This window comes from Segeticoccus rhizosphaerae (assembly GCF_009192725.1).
Taxonomy (GTDB): domain Bacteria; phylum Actinomycetota; class Actinomycetes; order Actinomycetales; family Dermatophilaceae; genus Segeticoccus; species Segeticoccus rhizosphaerae.
The window spans coordinates 1-16294 of record NZ_VOHR01000016.1 but is presented as its reverse complement, the minus strand read 5'-3'; the positions used below and the strand labels follow the sequence as shown (position 1 = coordinate 16294).

Annotated in this window: 13 protein-coding genes; 6 read left to right on the top strand and 7 right to left on the bottom strand. The window is 69.3% G+C overall.

Going from position 1 to position 16294, the window contains the following annotated elements; genetic code table 11:
• Window positions 1-4: 4 nt before the first annotated feature.
• A complete protein-coding gene (locus tag FRW57_RS02830; RefSeq protein WP_162529239.1) occupies window positions 5-994 on the top strand; it encodes an FUSC family protein in 990 nt (329 codons plus the stop codon).
• 105 nt (window positions 995-1099) lie between these two features.
• Here FRW57_RS02830 and FRW57_RS02825 read toward each other — a convergent pair whose 3' ends face one another.
• From FRW57_RS02825 to FRW57_RS02810, 4 genes are all read right to left on the bottom strand, one after another.
• The gene (locus FRW57_RS02825; RefSeq protein ID WP_137121627.1) at window positions 1100-1828 is read right to left on the bottom strand and encodes a hypothetical protein; all 729 of its coding nucleotides are present in this window, start codon (window positions 1826-1828) and stop codon (window positions 1100-1102) included.
• Between the two features lie 264 nt (window positions 1829-2092).
• Complete coding sequence (locus FRW57_RS02820; protein ID WP_137121628.1) at window positions 2093-5260, bottom strand: PIG-L family deacetylase; 3168 nt, start codon at window positions 5258-5260, stop codon at window positions 2093-2095.
• A 155-nt stretch (window positions 5261-5415) separates the two neighbouring features.
• Window positions 5416-6750 carry a 6-phospho-beta-glucosidase gene (locus tag FRW57_RS02815; protein ID WP_152185235.1) on the bottom strand — a complete coding sequence of 445 codons (1335 nt, stop codon included), beginning with the start codon at window positions 6748-6750 and terminating at the stop codon, window positions 5416-5418.
• Window positions 6747-7505: a DeoR/GlpR family DNA-binding transcription regulator gene (locus FRW57_RS02810; RefSeq protein WP_137121630.1), complete on the bottom strand. Its 759-nt coding sequence runs from the start codon at window positions 7503-7505 to the stop codon at window positions 6747-6749. The genes FRW57_RS02815 and FRW57_RS02810 overlap by 4 nt, the downstream gene beginning before the upstream one ends.
• A 135-nt stretch (window positions 7506-7640) precedes the next feature.
• Here FRW57_RS02810 and FRW57_RS02805 point away from each other — a divergent pair, with 135 nt between their 5' ends.
• The 4 genes from FRW57_RS02805 to FRW57_RS02790 are packed head-to-tail and all read left to right on the top strand — an operon-like array spanning window position 7641 to window position 12025.
• Window positions 7641-8837 carry a PfkB family carbohydrate kinase gene (locus tag FRW57_RS02805; RefSeq protein WP_152185234.1) on the top strand — a complete coding sequence of 399 codons (1197 nt, stop codon included), beginning with the start codon at window positions 7641-7643 and terminating at the stop codon, window positions 8835-8837.
• Between the two features lie 15 nt (window positions 8838-8852).
• A complete protein-coding gene (locus FRW57_RS02800) occupies window positions 8853-10235 on the top strand; it encodes an extracellular solute-binding protein (protein ID WP_152185233.1) in 1383 nt (460 codons plus the stop codon).
• A gap of 9 nt (window positions 10236-10244) precedes the next feature.
• The gene (locus tag FRW57_RS02795) at window positions 10245-11204 is read left to right on the top strand and encodes a carbohydrate ABC transporter permease (RefSeq protein WP_152185232.1); all 960 of its coding nucleotides are present in this window, start codon (window positions 10245-10247) and stop codon (window positions 11202-11204) included.
• Window positions 11201-12025, top strand: coding sequence for a carbohydrate ABC transporter permease (locus FRW57_RS02790; RefSeq protein WP_203230189.1), 825 nt, complete (start codon window positions 11201-11203; stop codon window positions 12023-12025). The genes FRW57_RS02795 and FRW57_RS02790 overlap by 4 nt, the downstream gene beginning before the upstream one ends.
• Before the next feature lie 59 nt (window positions 12026-12084).
• Here FRW57_RS02790 and FRW57_RS02785 read toward each other — a convergent pair whose 3' ends face one another.
• On the bottom strand, window positions 12085-13560 hold the full coding sequence (locus tag FRW57_RS02785) for a purine-cytosine permease family protein (protein WP_152185245.1): 1476 nt from the start codon (window positions 13558-13560) through the stop codon (window positions 12085-12087).
• A 138-nt stretch (window positions 13561-13698) separates the two neighbouring features.
• Complete coding sequence (locus tag FRW57_RS02780) at window positions 13699-15027, bottom strand: C1 family peptidase (protein WP_152185231.1); 1329 nt, start codon at window positions 15025-15027, stop codon at window positions 13699-13701.
• 221 nt (window positions 15028-15248) lie between these two features.
• Here FRW57_RS02780 and FRW57_RS02775 point away from each other — a divergent pair, with 221 nt between their 5' ends.
• Window positions 15249-15632 (top strand): FBP domain-containing protein, encoded by a 384-nt coding sequence (locus tag FRW57_RS02775; RefSeq protein ID WP_152185230.1) that lies wholly within the window; start codon window positions 15249-15251, stop codon window positions 15630-15632.
• On the opposite strand, the gene FRW57_RS02770 is transcribed toward FRW57_RS02775, so the two are convergent.
• Window positions 15542-16294: DUF2804 domain-containing protein (locus tag FRW57_RS02770; RefSeq protein ID WP_152185229.1), on the bottom strand; the 753-nt coding region annotated here is incomplete at its 5' end. The genes FRW57_RS02775 and FRW57_RS02770 overlap by 91 nt on opposite strands.

The following is a 16294-nucleotide window of genomic DNA, read 5'->3' as shown; positions in this document are numbered from 1 at the left end:
GTCCGTGAGCTGGGCGGATCGTGCACGACTGCTCTCCCCGGCCTTGCTCGCGTTGATCGGTTTCGCGGCAGCCGGTCGCCTCGCCGATGGCCTGGTGGTCGGGCTCGGCGCGAGCATCGCGCTCTTCGGCGCCGGCTTGCCCGCCGCGCGCCGGGCGGCCACCCTGGTCACGGCCGCGCTCCTGCTCCTGCTCGCCATCGCCACCGGTTACCAGGTCGCCGATGTCTTCCTCACGCTCATCCTCTGGAACCTCATCGTCGCGGTGCTGGCCACCGTCGTCGACGCGGCGCTGCCGCTCGGGGCCCCCGGCCCCTGGCCCCTGGCGCTCATGGTTGACGTGGGCTCGTTGCTCGGCATGCACCACCTCGGCCTTCGCCCGACGCTGCTGCTCGTCGGACTCGGTTGCCTGATCGGGGTGCTCGCCGGTCTCGTGGACTCGCTGTATGTCGGGCGCCGCGCCACCGGAGCGTTCCCGGCCACCTCGCGGCCGGCGGGGCTCCGGCCCCGGGCATGGGTGGCGTCGTGGAGGTTCGTGGAGGTCTACATCGCGGTGCTGTTGGCGAGCACGTTCACTCACGCGACCGCCGACCGGCACCCGTTCTGGCCAGTGCTGCTCGTCGTGCTCGTGCTGTCCGGCGGCGGAGGCCGGGCACGGCTCGTGCAGCGCGCCGTCCGGTGCCTGGTGGGCGCCCTGGTCGGCGTCGTGGTGTTCGCGCCGCTGTCCCGGCTGACCTTGCCGACCGGTGTGCTGGTGGCTCTCGTCTGCGTCCTGGGTCTGCTGGCACTGCGGTTGGTGGCCGATCGCGAGGTCCCCGGTGCGTTCCTGGTCACGTTGCTGGCCCTGACCGTCACCCTGCCCCTGCTGCCGACCGCGTCCCCGATGACGCTCGGACTCGAGCACGCGGCCGACGCGCTCGTGGCCGTGGGCCTCTCGCTGGTCATGATCCTGCTGGTCCGGCCGCTGTCCCGCATCACCATGAAGCACCTCAAGTAGCCACCGGGGCGGCGCGCGGGGCCGGGCGACGGCCCGTAAGGAATCTTCGTGAGGTTTGGTGCCCGCCTGGGGCCGGAACCTCACGAAGATTCCCACTTAGGTGGGTCAGAAGCGCAGGGTGTATGCCGCGTGGGCACCGCCCTCACCCAGGACCACGTCGCTGACGCCGAGTGTCAGGTGCGCGCCGGTGGCCGTGTTGCGGTAGGTCACGAAGATGGTGCCTGCCGCACCCTGGGCGCTGACCCGGTCCCAGTGCGAGCCACCGGGATTCGCATAACCGAACAACTGGGAGAGGACGTCGGGTGTGGCGTAGTAGGACGCTGTCCAGTGGTCGCCACGACCCCAGGCGCGCACCAGGTGGTCGGCCCACGCCACCGCGCCCAGGGAGGCCGGCTCGTCCTCGAACAGCGCGGTGTAGACGGAGTGGGCCGGGTTGCCGTCATGCAGCGCGATGTCGCTCACGCCCACCGTGAGGGTGCCGCCGCGAGCCTCGTCGCGGTAGGTGGCGTAGATGGTGCCCGCCGTTCCTTCCACGCGGGTCCGCCGCCAGTGGATACCGCCCGGATCGGCCTGGTCGAACAGCTTGTCGGTCACGGCGGCGGTGGCGTAGTAGCGCGTGGCCGAGTAATCGCCACGGCCCCACGCCCGGACCAGCCGGTCGGCATACGTGGTGGCGCTGACGGCGGTCACCTGACTCGCGTGGATGCTGGATCCGGTCGGCGACTGCGCGACAAGTGCCGCCTGCGCCGGTGCTCCGGCTGTGACGGCGAGCGCGAGACCGGCTGCGGCGGTGAGTGCTGCTGCGGCAGATCGGCTGCGGATGGTGTGTGTCATCGAATGACCTCCCCGAGAGGCTGGAAGCGGTATCTCCTGCTTCCGTACTTGAGACGTCCGGCCACCGCCGGACGTTGGTAACCGCGAGCTTCCTGGAGCAGACGAGGCCGCTGGCTCTTCCAGGACGGCCTCCCCCCGCCGGGCACGACCGAACGGCACCGAGCAGGTTGCCCGGTGCCGCCGGTTCAGTGGTTCAGGAGTGGGTCGGCTCCGCCCAGATACGTCGGACGAGGCGCAGGTGTCGCCGGAGCGGCCTGAGTGCTGTCAGCGTCGGGCAGCGACGTCGAAGGCCTGCACCGCACCCGCAGCCGTCTCGAAGGACATCAGCGCCCGGCCGCCGTGAGCCAGCTTGCTCCGTGCCGCGCTGCCCAGAGGGATCGTGATGTGCTGGCGACCGCCGTGCACCGTCACGATCGCGTCGCCGAGCACTCGCCCGCTCATGTCGGGCGACCACGGGGGGATGCCTCCGTCGGTGACCGAGCAGGGGGTGAGCCCCCAGTCCGGCGGCGGGTCGGCGGCCTTCGGGCAGCTCGTCAGGTAGACGGGGATCTGACCCACGGCGCCGGTCCACAGGAAGAGGTGGGCGCTGCCCGGCCCGGTGGCGGTGAAGGCGATCCGTGCACCGTCGGAGGTCAGCACCGGCTTGCCCACCCAGGTGATCCGGTCGCCTGCTGGCGCCGGGGTCCGGCCCGCGATCGGCACGCCGTCACGTGCGGACTGCCAGATCGTCTGGGGCGAGTTCACCCCATCCAGGTTCGGGTGCCCGAGGATCGGCGCGGGGGGAGTGGTCGCTCGTCCCGGCGGTGGGGTGTAGCCCTCGACGGTCGCCTGTCCCCATCGGTACGGGTCGGACTGCACGCTGCCGAAGGCCGACCACCCGAGGCGGGTGCTGTTGTCGATGTGCCGCAGGGTCGTCGTGCCGGCCGCCGCCGTGTCGTCGTTGTCGTAGGGCGTGATGTTCAGCCCCATGTGGGCCGGGTCGACGGCCGCCGGCAGGTCGGCCATCGGGATCTTGACCTCCAGGTCGTAGCCGCCGCCTGTGTAGGCGTGGTCGGTCGTCGTCTGGTTGTCCCCGACCCAGGTGGCCGATGAGGCGACCTCGACCCCGGGTGCGTTCGGGGCGTCCGCGACCGTGTCCGCCAACGGGCCGGTCGAGTACCCCTGGTGGTTGTCCGCATCGCGCTCCCAGCACGGGCCGTTGACGCCGTTGCCGTTGGAGTTCGACGGGTCGTTGGTGTAAGGGAAGACGCCGAGCTTGAAGGTGTTGGCCGTGTCCATGTTGACCTGGGATGCGTTGCCCCGTGGGTCGATCTGGAACTCCACCGAGTCGGCGAGCCAGTGCGCCACGCACTCACGCGGCGTCACGGCATACGACTGGTAGTCGTCGCGGATGTGCACGAAGAAGTAGAGCGCGTCGTCGGCCCGACTGACCTGGGCGTAGTCGCTGTCCGGGTCGCCGGTGCCGGAGACCCCGCAGTCGGCCGTGCCGCCGGTGCAGTATCGGTCACCCTGCCAGATCCGGCCGATGTCGAGCTTGGGGCCGGGGTACTCGCCTGGATCGGGCTTGGCGTCGACGGTCGGCACCGAACTCGCCTGCGGGATCGCGGTGTCCGGCACGACCGACACGCTCAAGGTCTCGCTGCCGGTGCCGGCCGGTGCACTGAATGACGTGGTGATCGGCACGTCATACAGCTGGCCGTCGGGCAGCGTGCTGGCGGTGCTCGTCAGCCTGAACGTCACTGTGGTGTCGGCCCCCGGGGCAAGCGGGCCGTATGACGTGGAGGTCGTGTCGGCGGTGAGGCCGGAGGGCAGGTCGAGCGAGACCTCGCCGCTCTGCGGGGTGTCCGACCAGTTGTGCACCACGACCGGGACGTCGGCGCTCTCACCGAGCCCGATCGTGGTCACGGCGTCGGACCGACCCAGGCGCCGAGCCTCGGGCGCGGTCTGCTCCAGCCACTGGTCGTACTCGGCCCACTTGCCCCAGCGCTGGAACCGACCCTCGGCAGGCGAGACGACGCGCACCACGTTGTCGGTGTAGCCGCTGCGCTGGTGCGTGGTGCGCAGCAGGGCGGAGATCTTGGCGTTCTGCTCCACCGTGGCGCCGGCTCCCGGAGTCACCGTGAAGGTCACGGTGGACTCACGCCGGTGGGTGACCCGATTGAGGTGCTTGGGTCCGTCCACGGACCAGCCGTCCGGCACGGTGAGCGACACCGTGCTGCGCGGGATCGACTGGTGGGCAGGCGCTTTCACGTGCAGGGTCGCCTGGAAGGGGACACCCGGGACGTTGTAGAAGCGGGAGAAAGTCAGGTGCTCGAGCGTGCCGAGCGGCAGACCGCCAGGATCCTGCTTCGTGGCGCCGAGCAGGATCGCGTCGTCCCTGCCGGCGAGTGGGTTGGGCGATCCGTCCGGTGACGTGTTGGGCTGGAACGGCACGAAGGCGTCGGTCATGCCGAACCTCGGGCAGGCGGGCTGTGAGGTGCCCTGGTACATCACCCGGCTCTGGGTCGGGTAGGCCGAGCGGCCCTCGTCGGCGACCTGCTGCCAGATCTTGGCCGATCCCGCCGGCTGGCCCTGCAGGTTGCCCTGCGGCCAGAGGTATGGCGAGTCGTAGCCGGTCCACACGCCGGTCACCGTGTCGAGGTTCTGACCCGGGGTCGGCGTGAAGCCCTGCGTGCAGTCGGCGCTGGTCGTCGTGCCGCCGGTGCCGGCCGTGCTGCCGCCGGAGAAGACCTTCTTGACCTGCCAGGTGGCCAGGGCGTGCGGACCACGCAGCTGGTCGGGGAACATCGTCGGGTCCGCGGCGGCCTGCATGCCCTCCCAGATCAGCCGGCCCGCGTCCTGGTGGTTGCCGTGACCGGCGGCCAGGGTGGGGGTGAAGCCCACGTAGACGTCGGGCTGGGTCGTGCGGATGATCCGGGTGACGCGGCGCAGGGTCTCGTGCTCGTCCCAGATGGAGCGGGTGAGCGGCGCGCTCTGGTTGTAGAAGAAGTCCACCCGGTCGACGTTGTAGATGTCGATCGTGCCGGAGCGGTAGTGGGCGACGCGGTCCTCGTTCTCGCGGCGCAGGCCGAGGTCAGGTCCGGACTCGGTGCCGACCGCGTTGCCGCCGCCCTCGCCGCGGGTGATCATGATGATCCCGCACTTCGTGCCGAAGCGATCGTGCCAGACGCCGCACGGCCCGATGATGCTCGTGTCGTCGTCGGGGTGCGCCCACTCGCCCATGACGTTGATCTTGGTGTTCTTGCCTGCGACGTAGCCTTTGCCGTGGTGGGCGGCCGAGGACAAGGACGTTGCGGACGCCGTTGTCTTCGCTACGGATCCGGGGGGAGCGGAGGTTGGGCTCGCGGCGGCGGTCGGTAGCATCGTCATCGCGGTGGCGAGGGTTGCGGCTGCGCAGGTGGCGAGAGCCCCCAGGGCACGGGTCTTCTTCATGTGCTGCTCCTTCGAGAGCGGGACCCCGTCGAGGTCAGCAGCGTCGTCCCACCCACGCACTCGATCACGATGACTCAAATGTGCACCGTCCGACGCTAGACCCGCAGAACTCGGCGGTCAATGGTCCCGGGAGCCCAGCAGGGGGGATCTGCGCGTCAGCGGAGGACCGCGAGCTCGGGAATCCTCGACCGGTAGCCCTCGAGCAGCACGCGGGCCGTGCCCACCGAGTCCACCAGGGGATGTGTGGCGAAGGCCCGGACGGCCACCTTGGCCGATCCCGTGCGGGCCGCCTCGATGGTCAGTCGTTCGGCTGCCTTGACCTGTTGCACCAGCCCGAGCTCTGGAAGGCCCAGGGGCGCCGTCGCCAGCGGGCGGGGCGCGAACGAGCCCACCGCGCACGGCACCTCGACCACGGCGTCACCGGGCAGGCCCGGCACGCTGGAGCCGTTGCGGACGTTGAGGATCATCGTGGTCGACTCGCCTCGGGCGATGGCCGCCATCAGGGCCAGAGCCACCCCCTCGTAACCGCCTCCCTCGACGTCCGCCGGGTCGCGCTCGTCCTCCTCGTCGTGGACGTCGGACATATAGGTCGCGTTGCGCTCGCGCCGCACGCGGTCCCACTCCTGGCGAGCGAGGTCCGGATCCGTCGCGACGCGGGCGTAGAAGTCCTCCTGCTGCTGCAACAGGTACTCGCCACGCGTCTGCGGCCCACCACGGATCGCCGAGACCGCCTCGCGCGTGAAGTAGTAGTAGTAGAGGTACTCGTTGGGAAGCATGCCCAGCGACTGGATCCACTCGGCGCCGAAGAGCTGCCCCTCCTCGAGCCGGCCCAGCGCATCCCCGTCGGCGAGCAGCCTCGGCAACTGGTCGTGTCCGTCATACATGAGTCGTCGCAGCCAGCCGAGGTGGTTGAGCCCGACGTAGTCGAACGAGGTGCGGGACGGGTCGAGGTGCAGGGCGCGCGCGGCGCGCCGACCGAGACCGAGGGGGGAGTCGCAGATGCCGACCACCCGGTCACCGAGGACTGCCTGCATCGCCTCGGTGATCATGCCGGCGGGGTTGGTGAAGTTGATCACCCAGGCCGACGGGCAGACCGCGGCAACCCGCTCGGCGACGTTGATGGCCACCGGAATCGTGCGTAACCCGTAGGCGATTCCGCCCGGCCCGGTCGTCTCCTGGCCGAGCACCCCGAGATCGAGGGCGACCCGTTCGTCCGCGGTGCGCGCCCCGAGGCCGCCCACCCGGATCGCGGAGAAGACGAAGCGTGCGTCGCGCAGCGACTCGTCCAGGTCGGTGCTGGTCGTCACCGTCGGCGCCGTGTCGTGGCCCTGCGCCATCTGGGCCAGCACGTGGGAGATCGCTTCGAGCCGAACCGGATCCACGTCGTACAGGGCAACGTCGCGGATTCGCTGCTCCGACGTGTCGCCCAGCAGGGCGCCGTAGACCAACGGAACCCGGAACCCGCCGCCTCCCAGGATGGTCAGCTTCATGACAGTCGCACCTCCACACCGGCGCGCGCGCACGCGCGCAACGACCTCTCGTCGGCTCCTTCATTGGTCACGAGGACGTCGATGTCGCCCACGTCGCACACCCGCAGCGCCCCCGTGCCGGGAAACTTGTGCCGGTCGGCCAGGAGGACGACCTGCTCGGCAGCCCGCATCATGGCCCGCTTCACCGGGACCTCGACGCTGGTGCTGTCGAGCACCGCCCCGTCGTCCCGCACGCCGCTCGTGCCGAGGAAGGCGCGGTCCGCCCGGACCTGGGCGAGCGCGTCCTCCGTGAGCACCCCCACCATCGACAGGTAGGGGCGGCGCACCATCCCACCGAGCAGCATGAGCTCGACCACCGGATCGTCCCGCAGGACGTCGAGGACCGCGAGGCTCGAGGTGGCCACGGTGATCTGCCTGCCGCGCAGCCGGCGGGCCAGACTCGCGGCCGTGGTGCCGATGTCGAGCAGCACGACCTCGTGGTCGGCGACCAGCTCGGCCGCAGCCCGCGCCACGGCGTCCTTGTCGGGGGCGTCCGACCGCATCACGACCTCGAACGGCCGGTCGTCGTCGGCGTCGTCCGGTAGGCACGCCCCACCGTGCACACGGCGGACGGAACCACGCTCGTCCAGGCGGGCCAGGTCGCGGCGGACCGTCGACGCGGTGACCCCCAGGGCAGCCGCCAGCTCGTGGACCGCCACGACGCCCTCGCCACGCAACCGCCGCACGATCTCGACGTGGCGCTGGTGGGGCAACATGCCTCCACCGTAGCAACAGAGACGCGCAGAAATGCGCAGCATTGCGCGGTAAGGCCTTGTTCTGCGCAGCCGCCGACAGCTAACCTCGGAGAAGTCGCGACGCCCAGCCAGGAGCGGAAGGAAGGTCTCCCGCAGATGCTCGAAGACACCGACGGCTCGCCCGTCCTCGCCGACCCCGGCGCGGAGTTCGATGTCTTCCTGCACGGCACGGTGTTCCTCGACATCATCTTCACCGGGCTGGCCACGCTGCCCTCGAACGGCACCGAGGTCTGGGCCCAGGGGATGGGATCGTGTCCCGGAGGCATCGCCAACCTGGCCATCGCCACCAGCCGGCTCGGGCTCCGGACGTCTCTCGCGGCCGCCTTCGGCGACGACGACTACGGCGAGTTCTGCTGGCGCACCTTGTCCGAGCAGGAAGGCGTCGACCTCTCTCATTCTGAGCGATTCGAGCACTGGCACTCACCGGTCACGGTGTCGATGGCGACCAAGGGCGACCGCAGCATGGTCTCCCACGGGCACGCGGCACCGGTGCCCCCCAGCGAGATGATCGGCAAGCCGCCGCCATCACGTGCGGTCATGGTCGACCTCACCGCCGACGAGCTCGTCGGGGCCGACCACGATGATGCCTGGGCGGCGCGGGCAGCCGAGGAGGGAGCCTTGGTCTTCGCGGACGTCGGGTGGGACGCGACCGGCACGTGGTCGCCAGCCGTCCTCGACCAGCTGGGCCACTGCCATGCGTTCCTGCCCAACGCCGCCGAGGCGATGGCCTACACCCACACCGACAGCGTCCGGGACGCCCTCTACGTCCTCGCCGACAAGGTTCCACTCGCCGTGGTCACCGACGGCGCGAACGGCGCCGTCGCGATCGACTCCACGACCGGCGAGGAGGCGCACGCCCCCGCCCTGCGGGTGCCGGCGCTCGACCCGACCGGAGCCGGCGACGTCTTCGGTGCCGGTGTCGTGCTCGGCACGCTGTCCGGCTGGCCTCTGGAGCACCGGTTGGCTTTCGCGACGGCCTGCTCCGCCCTGGCCGTGCAACAGTTCGGCGGGTCACTCGCCGCACCCGGCTGGGGCGACCTCGCCGACTGGTGGCACGGCATACGCGACAAGGGCGGCCAGGACGCCTACCACACGTCCCTGGTGCGCCGTTACGGATTCCTGGACGACCTGCTCCCGGTGGGGCCGATCAGCGGCGTCCGCCGCGCGGCTGCGACGATCGCCCGGTTCTCCGACGTCGGCCTCGCACGGGGCGCCCACCACGACCCGCCCTGGGCGGCGCCGCTGGAGAAGCCACCGACCGACCCTGCCCGCCCCGCTCGGCGCGGACGCTGACCGAAGGAGACCACCATGTCCCATCCCCGACGCCGACTCGGCGCCCTTGTCACGCTCGCGCTGGTGAGCACCTCGCTGGTGGCGGCGGGCTGCTCGGCGCCCGGCTCGTCCGACAACTCGCCGGCGACCAACACCGGCCAGCCGAAGGCGAGCGTGGCGACCAACCCGGCCAAGGGCGGCAAGGTCACGCTCAACGTGTGGGACCAGGAGGTGAGGGGCGGCCAGAACGCCGAGATGACCCAGCTCAACAAGGAGTTCCAGGAGAAGTACCCCAACGTCACGATCAACCGGACGTCCAAGAGCTTCTCCGACCTCAAGACCACGCTCCGGCTCGCGCTCTCCGGCAAGAACCCGCCCGACGTCGTCGAGGCCAACCAGGGTTACCCCGACATGGTCACCTTCGTGAAGGCCGGGCAACTCGTGCCCCTCGACAAGTACGCCAAGCTCTACGGCTGGGAGCAGCGCTACCCCAAGACGTTGCTCGATCTCAACCGGGTCAGCGACGACTTCCAGCACTTCGGTGAGGGCAAGCTCTACGGCATCTCACAGATGGGCGAGTACATCACCGTCTACTACAACAAGTCCAAGCTCAAGTCACTCGGGTTGACCCCGCCGAAGACGTGGTCGGACTTCGCCGCCCAACTGCCGAAGATCAAGGCCAAGGGTCAGACGCCGATCGAGTTCGGCAACCTCGACAAGTGGCCGGCCATCCACACCTTCGGGGTGATCCAGGCACAGACGACAGGCAAGCAGGATGTCCGCAACCTGGTCTTCGGCACCGGCAATGCCAAGTGGACCGACTCCGCGACCGTGAAGGCGGCCAAGGTCCTGCAGGACTGGGCGCAGAAGGGTTACTTCACCAAGGGCGCCAACGGGCTCGGATATGACGATGCGTCCAAGAAGTTCGCGGACGGCACCGGGGTCTACCTGATCACCGGCACCTGGCAGGCCGCAGTGCTGAAGAAGCCGATGGGCAAGAACCTCGGCCTGATGCTGCCCCCGCCGGCCCAAGCGGGCGGAGAGCCGACCACGACCGGGGGTGAGAGCCTGGCCTTCGCCGTCACCAGCAAGTCGCAGCACCCGGACGTCGCGGCGGCCTACCTCGACTTCATCACCAACGCGCACGCCGACGACGTCATGACCCAGACCGGCAACCTGCCCGCCGTGCCCGGCAAGGCGGCCGACGCGCTCCCGGCGGACAGCCCCGAGGGGCAGATGGTCGCCGGCTGGAAGGACCTCAGCAAGGTCGACGGTCTGGTGCCCTACCTCGACTACTCCACGCCGACCTTCTATGACACCATCACCGCCTCCCTGCAGAGCCTGATCGGCGGGCAGACCACGCCGGAGCAGTTCACCCAGACGCTGCAGGCCGACTACCAGAAGTTCCACCAGAAGTAGGACGGTCGGATGACGCAGGCGGTCCGCGAGGCGCAGCGTTCCGAGCCGGTGGTCCGTTCGCGGTCCCGGCTCGGCCGCCTGCGCAGCCTCTACGCACGCCGGGCGCCGGGTGAGCCGCGGGCCGTCGGGTATCTCTATGTCCTCCCGGCGCTCGCGGTCTTCTCGCTGTTCATCCTGGTGCCCTTCTTCCAGTCGATCTGGTACTCACTGTTCAACTGGGACGGGCTGACGCCGGCCACCTGGGTCGGGCTCGACAACTACACGGCCCTGTTCACCGATCCGAGCCTGCGCGGCCCGTTCGTGCACGCCCTGATCCTGCTGCTCTTCTATGCGCTGCTGCCGATCGTGATCGGGTTACTCATCGCTGCGACCCTGTCGCGCATGCGGATTCGCGGTATGACGTTCTTTCGCACCGTGCTCTTCCTGCCGCAGGTCCTGGCGATGGTCGTGGTGGCGCTGGCGTGGCGGTGGATCTTCGCCCCCGACGGGCTCTTCAACGCGGGCCTGAGCGCCGTCGGGCTGGGCGGCATCACCCGTCCCTGGCTGGGCGACTTCACCTTCGCGCTGCCCGCCGTCGGCATCGTCGGCACCTGGGTCGAGTTCGGCCTGTGCATGGTGCTGTTCCTCGCCGGCTGCCAGCGGATTCCGCGCGAGCTCTACGAGGCGGCCCGGCTCGACGGCGCGGGGGCGGTGCGGGAGTTCTTCGCGGTGACCCTGCCGGAGCTGCGTCCCCAGATCGCGGTCGCCGCGACCCTCACGATCGTCGCCGGGTTGCGCAACTTCGACCTCATCTACGTCACGACCGGTGGAGGGCCCGGTGACGCGACCAGCGTCCCGGCCTACGAGGTCTACCACCGGGCCTTCGAAGTGGGACAGGTCGGCGGTGCCGCGGCGATCGGCATCGCGCTCGCCATCCTCATCTTCGTCGTGACCGTGGTCGTGTCGCGGCTGATCGAGGGGCGCCGGTGATCACCTCACGCACCGACAGGGTGGTCACCTACGCGATCCTGGTGTTCTTCACCGTCATCGCGCTCGTGCCGGTCCTCGGGATCCTCTCGACCGCCTTCGCAAGCCAGGCATCCCTCAACACGGGCTTCTCGCTCCCGGACGGCCTGCACTGGAGCAACTTCGTCGACGCCTGGCAGCGTGGCCACTTCGGGACCTACCTGCGCTCCTCAGTGCTGGTGACCGTGGTTGTGGTGGTCGCGTCGGCGGCGCTGTCCACGCTCGCGGCCTATGCCTTCGGCACGATGCGCTTCCCCGGCTCCACGATGCTCTTCTACGTGTTCCTGATCGGGCTGACGCTACCTGAGGAGGCGCTGGTCATCCCGCTCTACTACGACCTGCGCGGAGCGGGGTTGACCGACACCTACTGGGCGCTCATCCTGCCCCAGACCGCACAGTCGATCGCCTTCGGCACGTTCTGGATGCGGACGTACTTCCTGGGGGCATCGCGCAGCATGGTCGAGGCGGCCCGGATCGACGGCTGCTCGAGCTGGACGACGCTGTGGCGGGTCCTCGTGCCGGTCGGCAGGCCGGCCATCACCACGATGGTGGTGATCACGTTCATGTGGACGTGGAACGAGTTCCTCCTCGCGCTGGTCATGGTGACCTCGGAGTCGCGGCGCACCGTCCCGCTCGGACTGGTCTTCTTCCAGGGTCAGCACTCCTCGGACATCTCGTTGCTCGCGGCAGGTGCCGTGCTCGTGGCGCTTCCCGTCGTCCTCGTCTACATCGCGCTGCAACGCAAGTTCATCGAGGGGATGCTCTCGGGCGCTGTGAAGGAGTGAGTCGGCGGACGAGCCACCCCGCTGCGATTCGGCCGGCAGCGAGGCGGGGCGACCACGAGTCAGGCGGTCGGGGCGGGTTTCCTCATGTCGAGCTCCTCCAGATCGGCCGGGTAGATCATCTCCGCCGGAGGGTTGGCCGTCCGTCTCGCGATCGGCAGGTAGACGATCACCGTCACGACCAGGCCCACGATCCACGAGATGTCTGCGCCGTCAAGGGCCTTGGTGACCGGGCCGGTGTAGAGCGTCTGGGCGAGGAAGGGGATCTGCGCGACGATGCCGACGCCGTAGGCGACCAGCGCGCCGACGTTCCACCCGCCATACCGGCCCTTCGGGTCGTAGAGCGCCGGCACGTCGACGCGTTCCTTGGAGATGAGGTAGTAGTCGGTCAGGTTGATGGCGCTCCACGGCGTGAACACCATGAGCAGGGTAAGGACGAAGTTCTTGAAGTTGTCCAGGAAGTCCTGCGAGGCCAGCAGGGCGATCAGCACCGAGATGGTGACGAAGACCGTGATCAGCAGCGAGCGCCGCCGCGGCGAGATGCCACGTCCGCCGGTGAACGCGGTGACAGTCGTGACGGAGGACATGAAGCCGCCATACGCGTTGAGGCAGTTGACCGTCAGCTTCCCGACGAGGATCACCAGGTAGATCAGGAAGGCAATGGCGGCGGGCCCGGCGAGGCCACCCAGCCACTCCACCTGTTCGCTGAGAAAGGCGTCGCCGGCAACCGCGGCGACCAGGGCGCCGAAGGTCATCGACCACTGTGAGCCGATCACGCTGCCCAGCCAGGTGGTCGTGAACACCTTGCGTTCCGTCGTGGTCCGCGGAAGGTAGCGGGAGTAGTCGGCGACGTAGGGCCCGTAGGTCAGCTGCCAGCCCGCGCTGAGGGAGATGGCGAGCAGGAACGTGGCCATCTCGAACGGCTTGACGTTCACGGCGCTGCCGACGTCGTGGACGGTGAAGAGACGGATCGCGAGGTAGATGAACCCGAGGGTGCCCACGACGGTCGAGATCCGCCCGATGATGTGGATCAGCCGGTAGCCCAGCGTCGCGATGACGGCGGTGAGGGCCCCGAAGACGATGATGCCGACCCAGGTCGCGTCGACGTGCAGCAGGGCGTTGACTGCCTGGCCCGCGAGCACGGCACCGGTCGCCGCGAACCCCAGGTAGAGCAGGATGACCAGCACGAGAGGGACGACGGCGCCGTAGACCCCGAACTGTGCGCGGCTCGAGATCATCTGGGGCAGGCCCAGACGGGGTCCCTGCGCGGAGTGCAGGGCCATGACGACGCCGCCCAGGACATTGCCGATGAGCAGTCCGATGATCGCCCACAGCGCATCGGCACCGAAGACCACCGCCAGGGCACCATCGACGATGGCGGTGATCTGCATGTTGGCGCCGAACCACAGGGTGAACTGGCTCCATGGCGAGCCGTGTCGCTCGTCATCGGGCACGACGTCGATGGAGCGACGCTCCACGCGCAGGGTTCTGGTGGGGGCCGTCTGGTCGGGTGCCGCACTCGCGTGAGCGCGGCCCATCCGAGGTTCCTTGGTGGACATGGATGCCATCAGACTCCTGCCCACCTGACCTGCGATAGGGGGAGAACCCGGGGTTTCGTCCCGTATCCGAGACTTTGGTCCCGGCTCCGGTGACCGGCACCACGCGCGCCGGCAGGGTCAGCCGGCCAAGGCGCCCATGGGGTCCCAGGCCGGGAGCACGATCGGTTCGGCGTCGAGTGCATCCCGCAGTTCCTGCGGGAGCCTGTTGCGGCGCACGGCGATCTCGAAGACGTGCTCGGCAAACCACGAGTCGTTCATGGTGAAGAACCCGGAGTCGGCCTTCTCGTCGCCCCAGCTGTTCTCGACCCGCCACTTGCGCGGCTTCCCGTCCACGACGTCCACACCGGTGAAGAGCATCGCGTGGGTCATCATGGCCTCGCCGTGCAGCAACCTGTCGGCCTTGTCGAGATCGAAGGCGGTGCCGTAGACCGAGGCGTAGTCATAGAGGGCGGCATCCCAGATGCCGAGGTCGCCGTTGGACATCTTGCCGGTGTCGCAGCCGAACCACACCGGCTCGCCGTCCACGATCGTCTCCATGGTGAGCTGCTTGAGCAGGTCCATCTCCACGTTGAGGTAGGTCACGCGAGGAGCCCCCACCACGTTGCCGAGGTACTCGACGGTGAACACCTTGCCGGTGGGGCTGCTCTTGCGGGGGTCGTGAACGATGCAGACGTAGTCCTGGAGGGGAAGCTCGACATACTTGTCGGCGAACTCCCGCGGCGTCATCCAGCCGTCCCGGTGGAAGCCGCCCTCCTTGTCCTTCCACTGCCACAGGAACTTCTCCGGCGGGGTCCCGAGGTGGATCGACAGCACGCGGTGGATGCCCGTCAGCAGCTCGTCCTTGCGGGCGCGCATCGCATCCGGCCCCTGGTCGGCGATGGCCCGAAGGTCGCGGGCGCCCTGGCGCAACAAGGTCTGCAGGATCCCGTTCATGGGGTGCGTCTCGGAGGAGCTCTGCGTCTCGGGCATGGCCGACTTGGGCACGAGCCCGTGCTTCTGGACCAGGGCGATGAACATGTTCCACTGGCCGCCGTCGCCGGTGGGGTCGGAGAGCAGGTGGGCGATCGTCCGGTCGTCGACGTCGCGGTCGGCGGTCTCGATCAGGGCCTCGAAGAGGTAGTTGGCCTTCTCGAGCTTGTCCCAAAAGAGCAGGTAGTTCTGCGAGTACTCGAAATCCTTGACGTCCAGCGTCTTCGCCGTCTGGGAGCGCAGCAGGTTGAGACCGGCGAACAGCCAGCAGCGTCCGCTCTTCTTCTGGTTGGTGACCTTCCAGTCGTCCAGGAGGTTGGACATGGTGTGGTCGATTGAGGTGACCACGGCACGGTCCAGTGCGATGTCGCTGACCCGGGTCTGGGTGACCGCGTTCTGCATCACCCGGTGGTGCGGATCCGCCTCGAAATCCTTTTGGAACTGCTGGACCTGATCGGCGGACAGTGCGGTGGACATGGGACTCCTTGGACTCGTGTATGCCGTGTGCTTCCGACGTTACGCCAGTCACCAAGGCGGCGGCACCTGAGTTCGCGGCGAATGCCCGGCGCGGCCGGCGTGTGCCACACCGGTGCGCACGCTGAGTCCCGCGCATCGGTGCGACTGTCGAGCGCTTGCCTGGCCCGCCCGTCCCTCTCCCGGCGGAGCAGCGGATCCGTGACGATCCGGAAAGTACGATCATGACTCCCTTGACCGAACAAGCGATCCGCGCCTCGTTCGTGAACGCCACACGACGCGAGGCGAACCGGGCGATTGTGCCCGACCTGTCCGCCGTGGACTGGGAGCAACGCGACTACCTGGGCTGGCGCGACCCCAAGCAACCGCTCGCGTCCTACGCCGTCGTCGAGGTCGACACGGCGCCGGGTGGAGGGGCTGCGGGAGCGTTCGGCCCGGTTCGTCGCGCGGGTGCTCGAAGAGCGGGCGGGCTGACCAGCAGTTTCACGCGTCCGGGAGGTCGGCCTCGATCCGGTTCTCACCAGCGGTTGCGTGCCTCCTCGGCCCAGCCGACCAGGCCCTCGACAGACTGCCGGTGGCCGTCGACGACCACGTGGCCGCGCCAGTGACCGAAGGCCTGGTGGGTGCGGGAGGCGACGACGCCGAGGTTGGTCGTGGCGACCCGTTGGTGGAACGGCTCCAGCACGACGTCGACGTGCGGTCCCCGGACCTGCCACGGCCGCATCGGTGCGCGGACGTCATACTGCCAGTCGAGGAGGTCGTCGAAGTGGTGCAGACGCCCGTCGACCACGATGCCGTTCTCGGTCGCGCCCGTGCCGTCGGTCCACCCTCCGCCGAGCTGCAGCCCGACGACCGCGCCGTCGACCACGCCGCTGCCGGCTCCCCAGTTCCAGGTCACCGCGTAGGGCCAGCGGCCGCGCCCGTGGTCGAGCACGGCCCACGAGTCCTCCATCGGCACAGGGTGCTCGAGCCCGTCCAGCCGGATCCGGCCCCCAACCCGCCGTGCCACGTCCTTGTGGGTGTACTGGAAGAGGCGCTCCGACCACGGCACCACCACACCGAGCGACTCGTGCTCCTCCAGCCGCTCGACCATGAGCTCGACCCGGACGCCCTGTGCCTCCGCGTGCAGTCGGGTGCCACCTAGGGACTCGTCGACGGAGATGTTCAGGCCACCAGCCCTGGCCCGCACCGGTCCGCCGGCGGCCAGTTCGGGCAGCTGCGTGCCGCGGGCCAGCGGCGCGACCACGTCCCGGCGGGTCTCCTCGCCGCT

What these genes read in the sequence shown, in the direction of transcription:
- FRW57_RS02815 (WP_152185235.1), bottom strand. Translation starts at nt 6,750, where the DNA reads ATGAAGCTGACCATCCTGGGAGGCGGCGGGTTCCGGGTTCCGTTGGTC.
- FRW57_RS02780 (WP_152185231.1), bottom strand. Translation starts at nt 15,027, where the DNA reads ATGTCCACCGCACTGTCCGCCGATCAGGTCCAGCAGTTCCAAAAGGAT.
- FRW57_RS02805 (WP_152185234.1), top strand. Translation starts at nt 7,641, where the DNA reads ATGCTCGAAGACACCGACGGCTCGCCCGTCCTCGCCGACCCCGGCGCG.
- FRW57_RS02800 (WP_152185233.1), top strand. Translation starts at nt 8,853, where the DNA reads ATGTCCCATCCCCGACGCCGACTCGGCGCCCTTGTCACGCTCGCGCTG.
- FRW57_RS02775 (WP_152185230.1), top strand. Translation starts at nt 15,249, where the DNA reads ATGACTCCCTTGACCGAACAAGCGATCCGCGCCTCGTTCGTGAACGCC.
- FRW57_RS02795 (WP_152185232.1), top strand. Translation starts at nt 10,245, where the DNA reads ATGACGCAGGCGGTCCGCGAGGCGCAGCGTTCCGAGCCGGTGGTCCGT.
- FRW57_RS02810 (WP_137121630.1), bottom strand. Translation starts at nt 7,505, where the DNA reads ATGTTGCCCCACCAGCGCCACGTCGAGATCGTGCGGCGGTTGCGTGGC.
- FRW57_RS02785 (WP_152185245.1), bottom strand. Translation starts at nt 13,560, where the DNA reads ATGGGCCGCGCTCACGCGAGTGCGGCACCCGACCAGACGGCCCCCACC.
- FRW57_RS02820 (WP_137121628.1), bottom strand. Translation starts at nt 5,260, where the DNA reads ATGAAGAAGACCCGTGCCCTGGGGGCTCTCGCCACCTGCGCAGCCGCA.
- FRW57_RS02825 (WP_137121627.1), bottom strand. Translation starts at nt 1,828, where the DNA reads ATGACACACACCATCCGCAGCCGATCTGCCGCAGCAGCACTCACCGCC.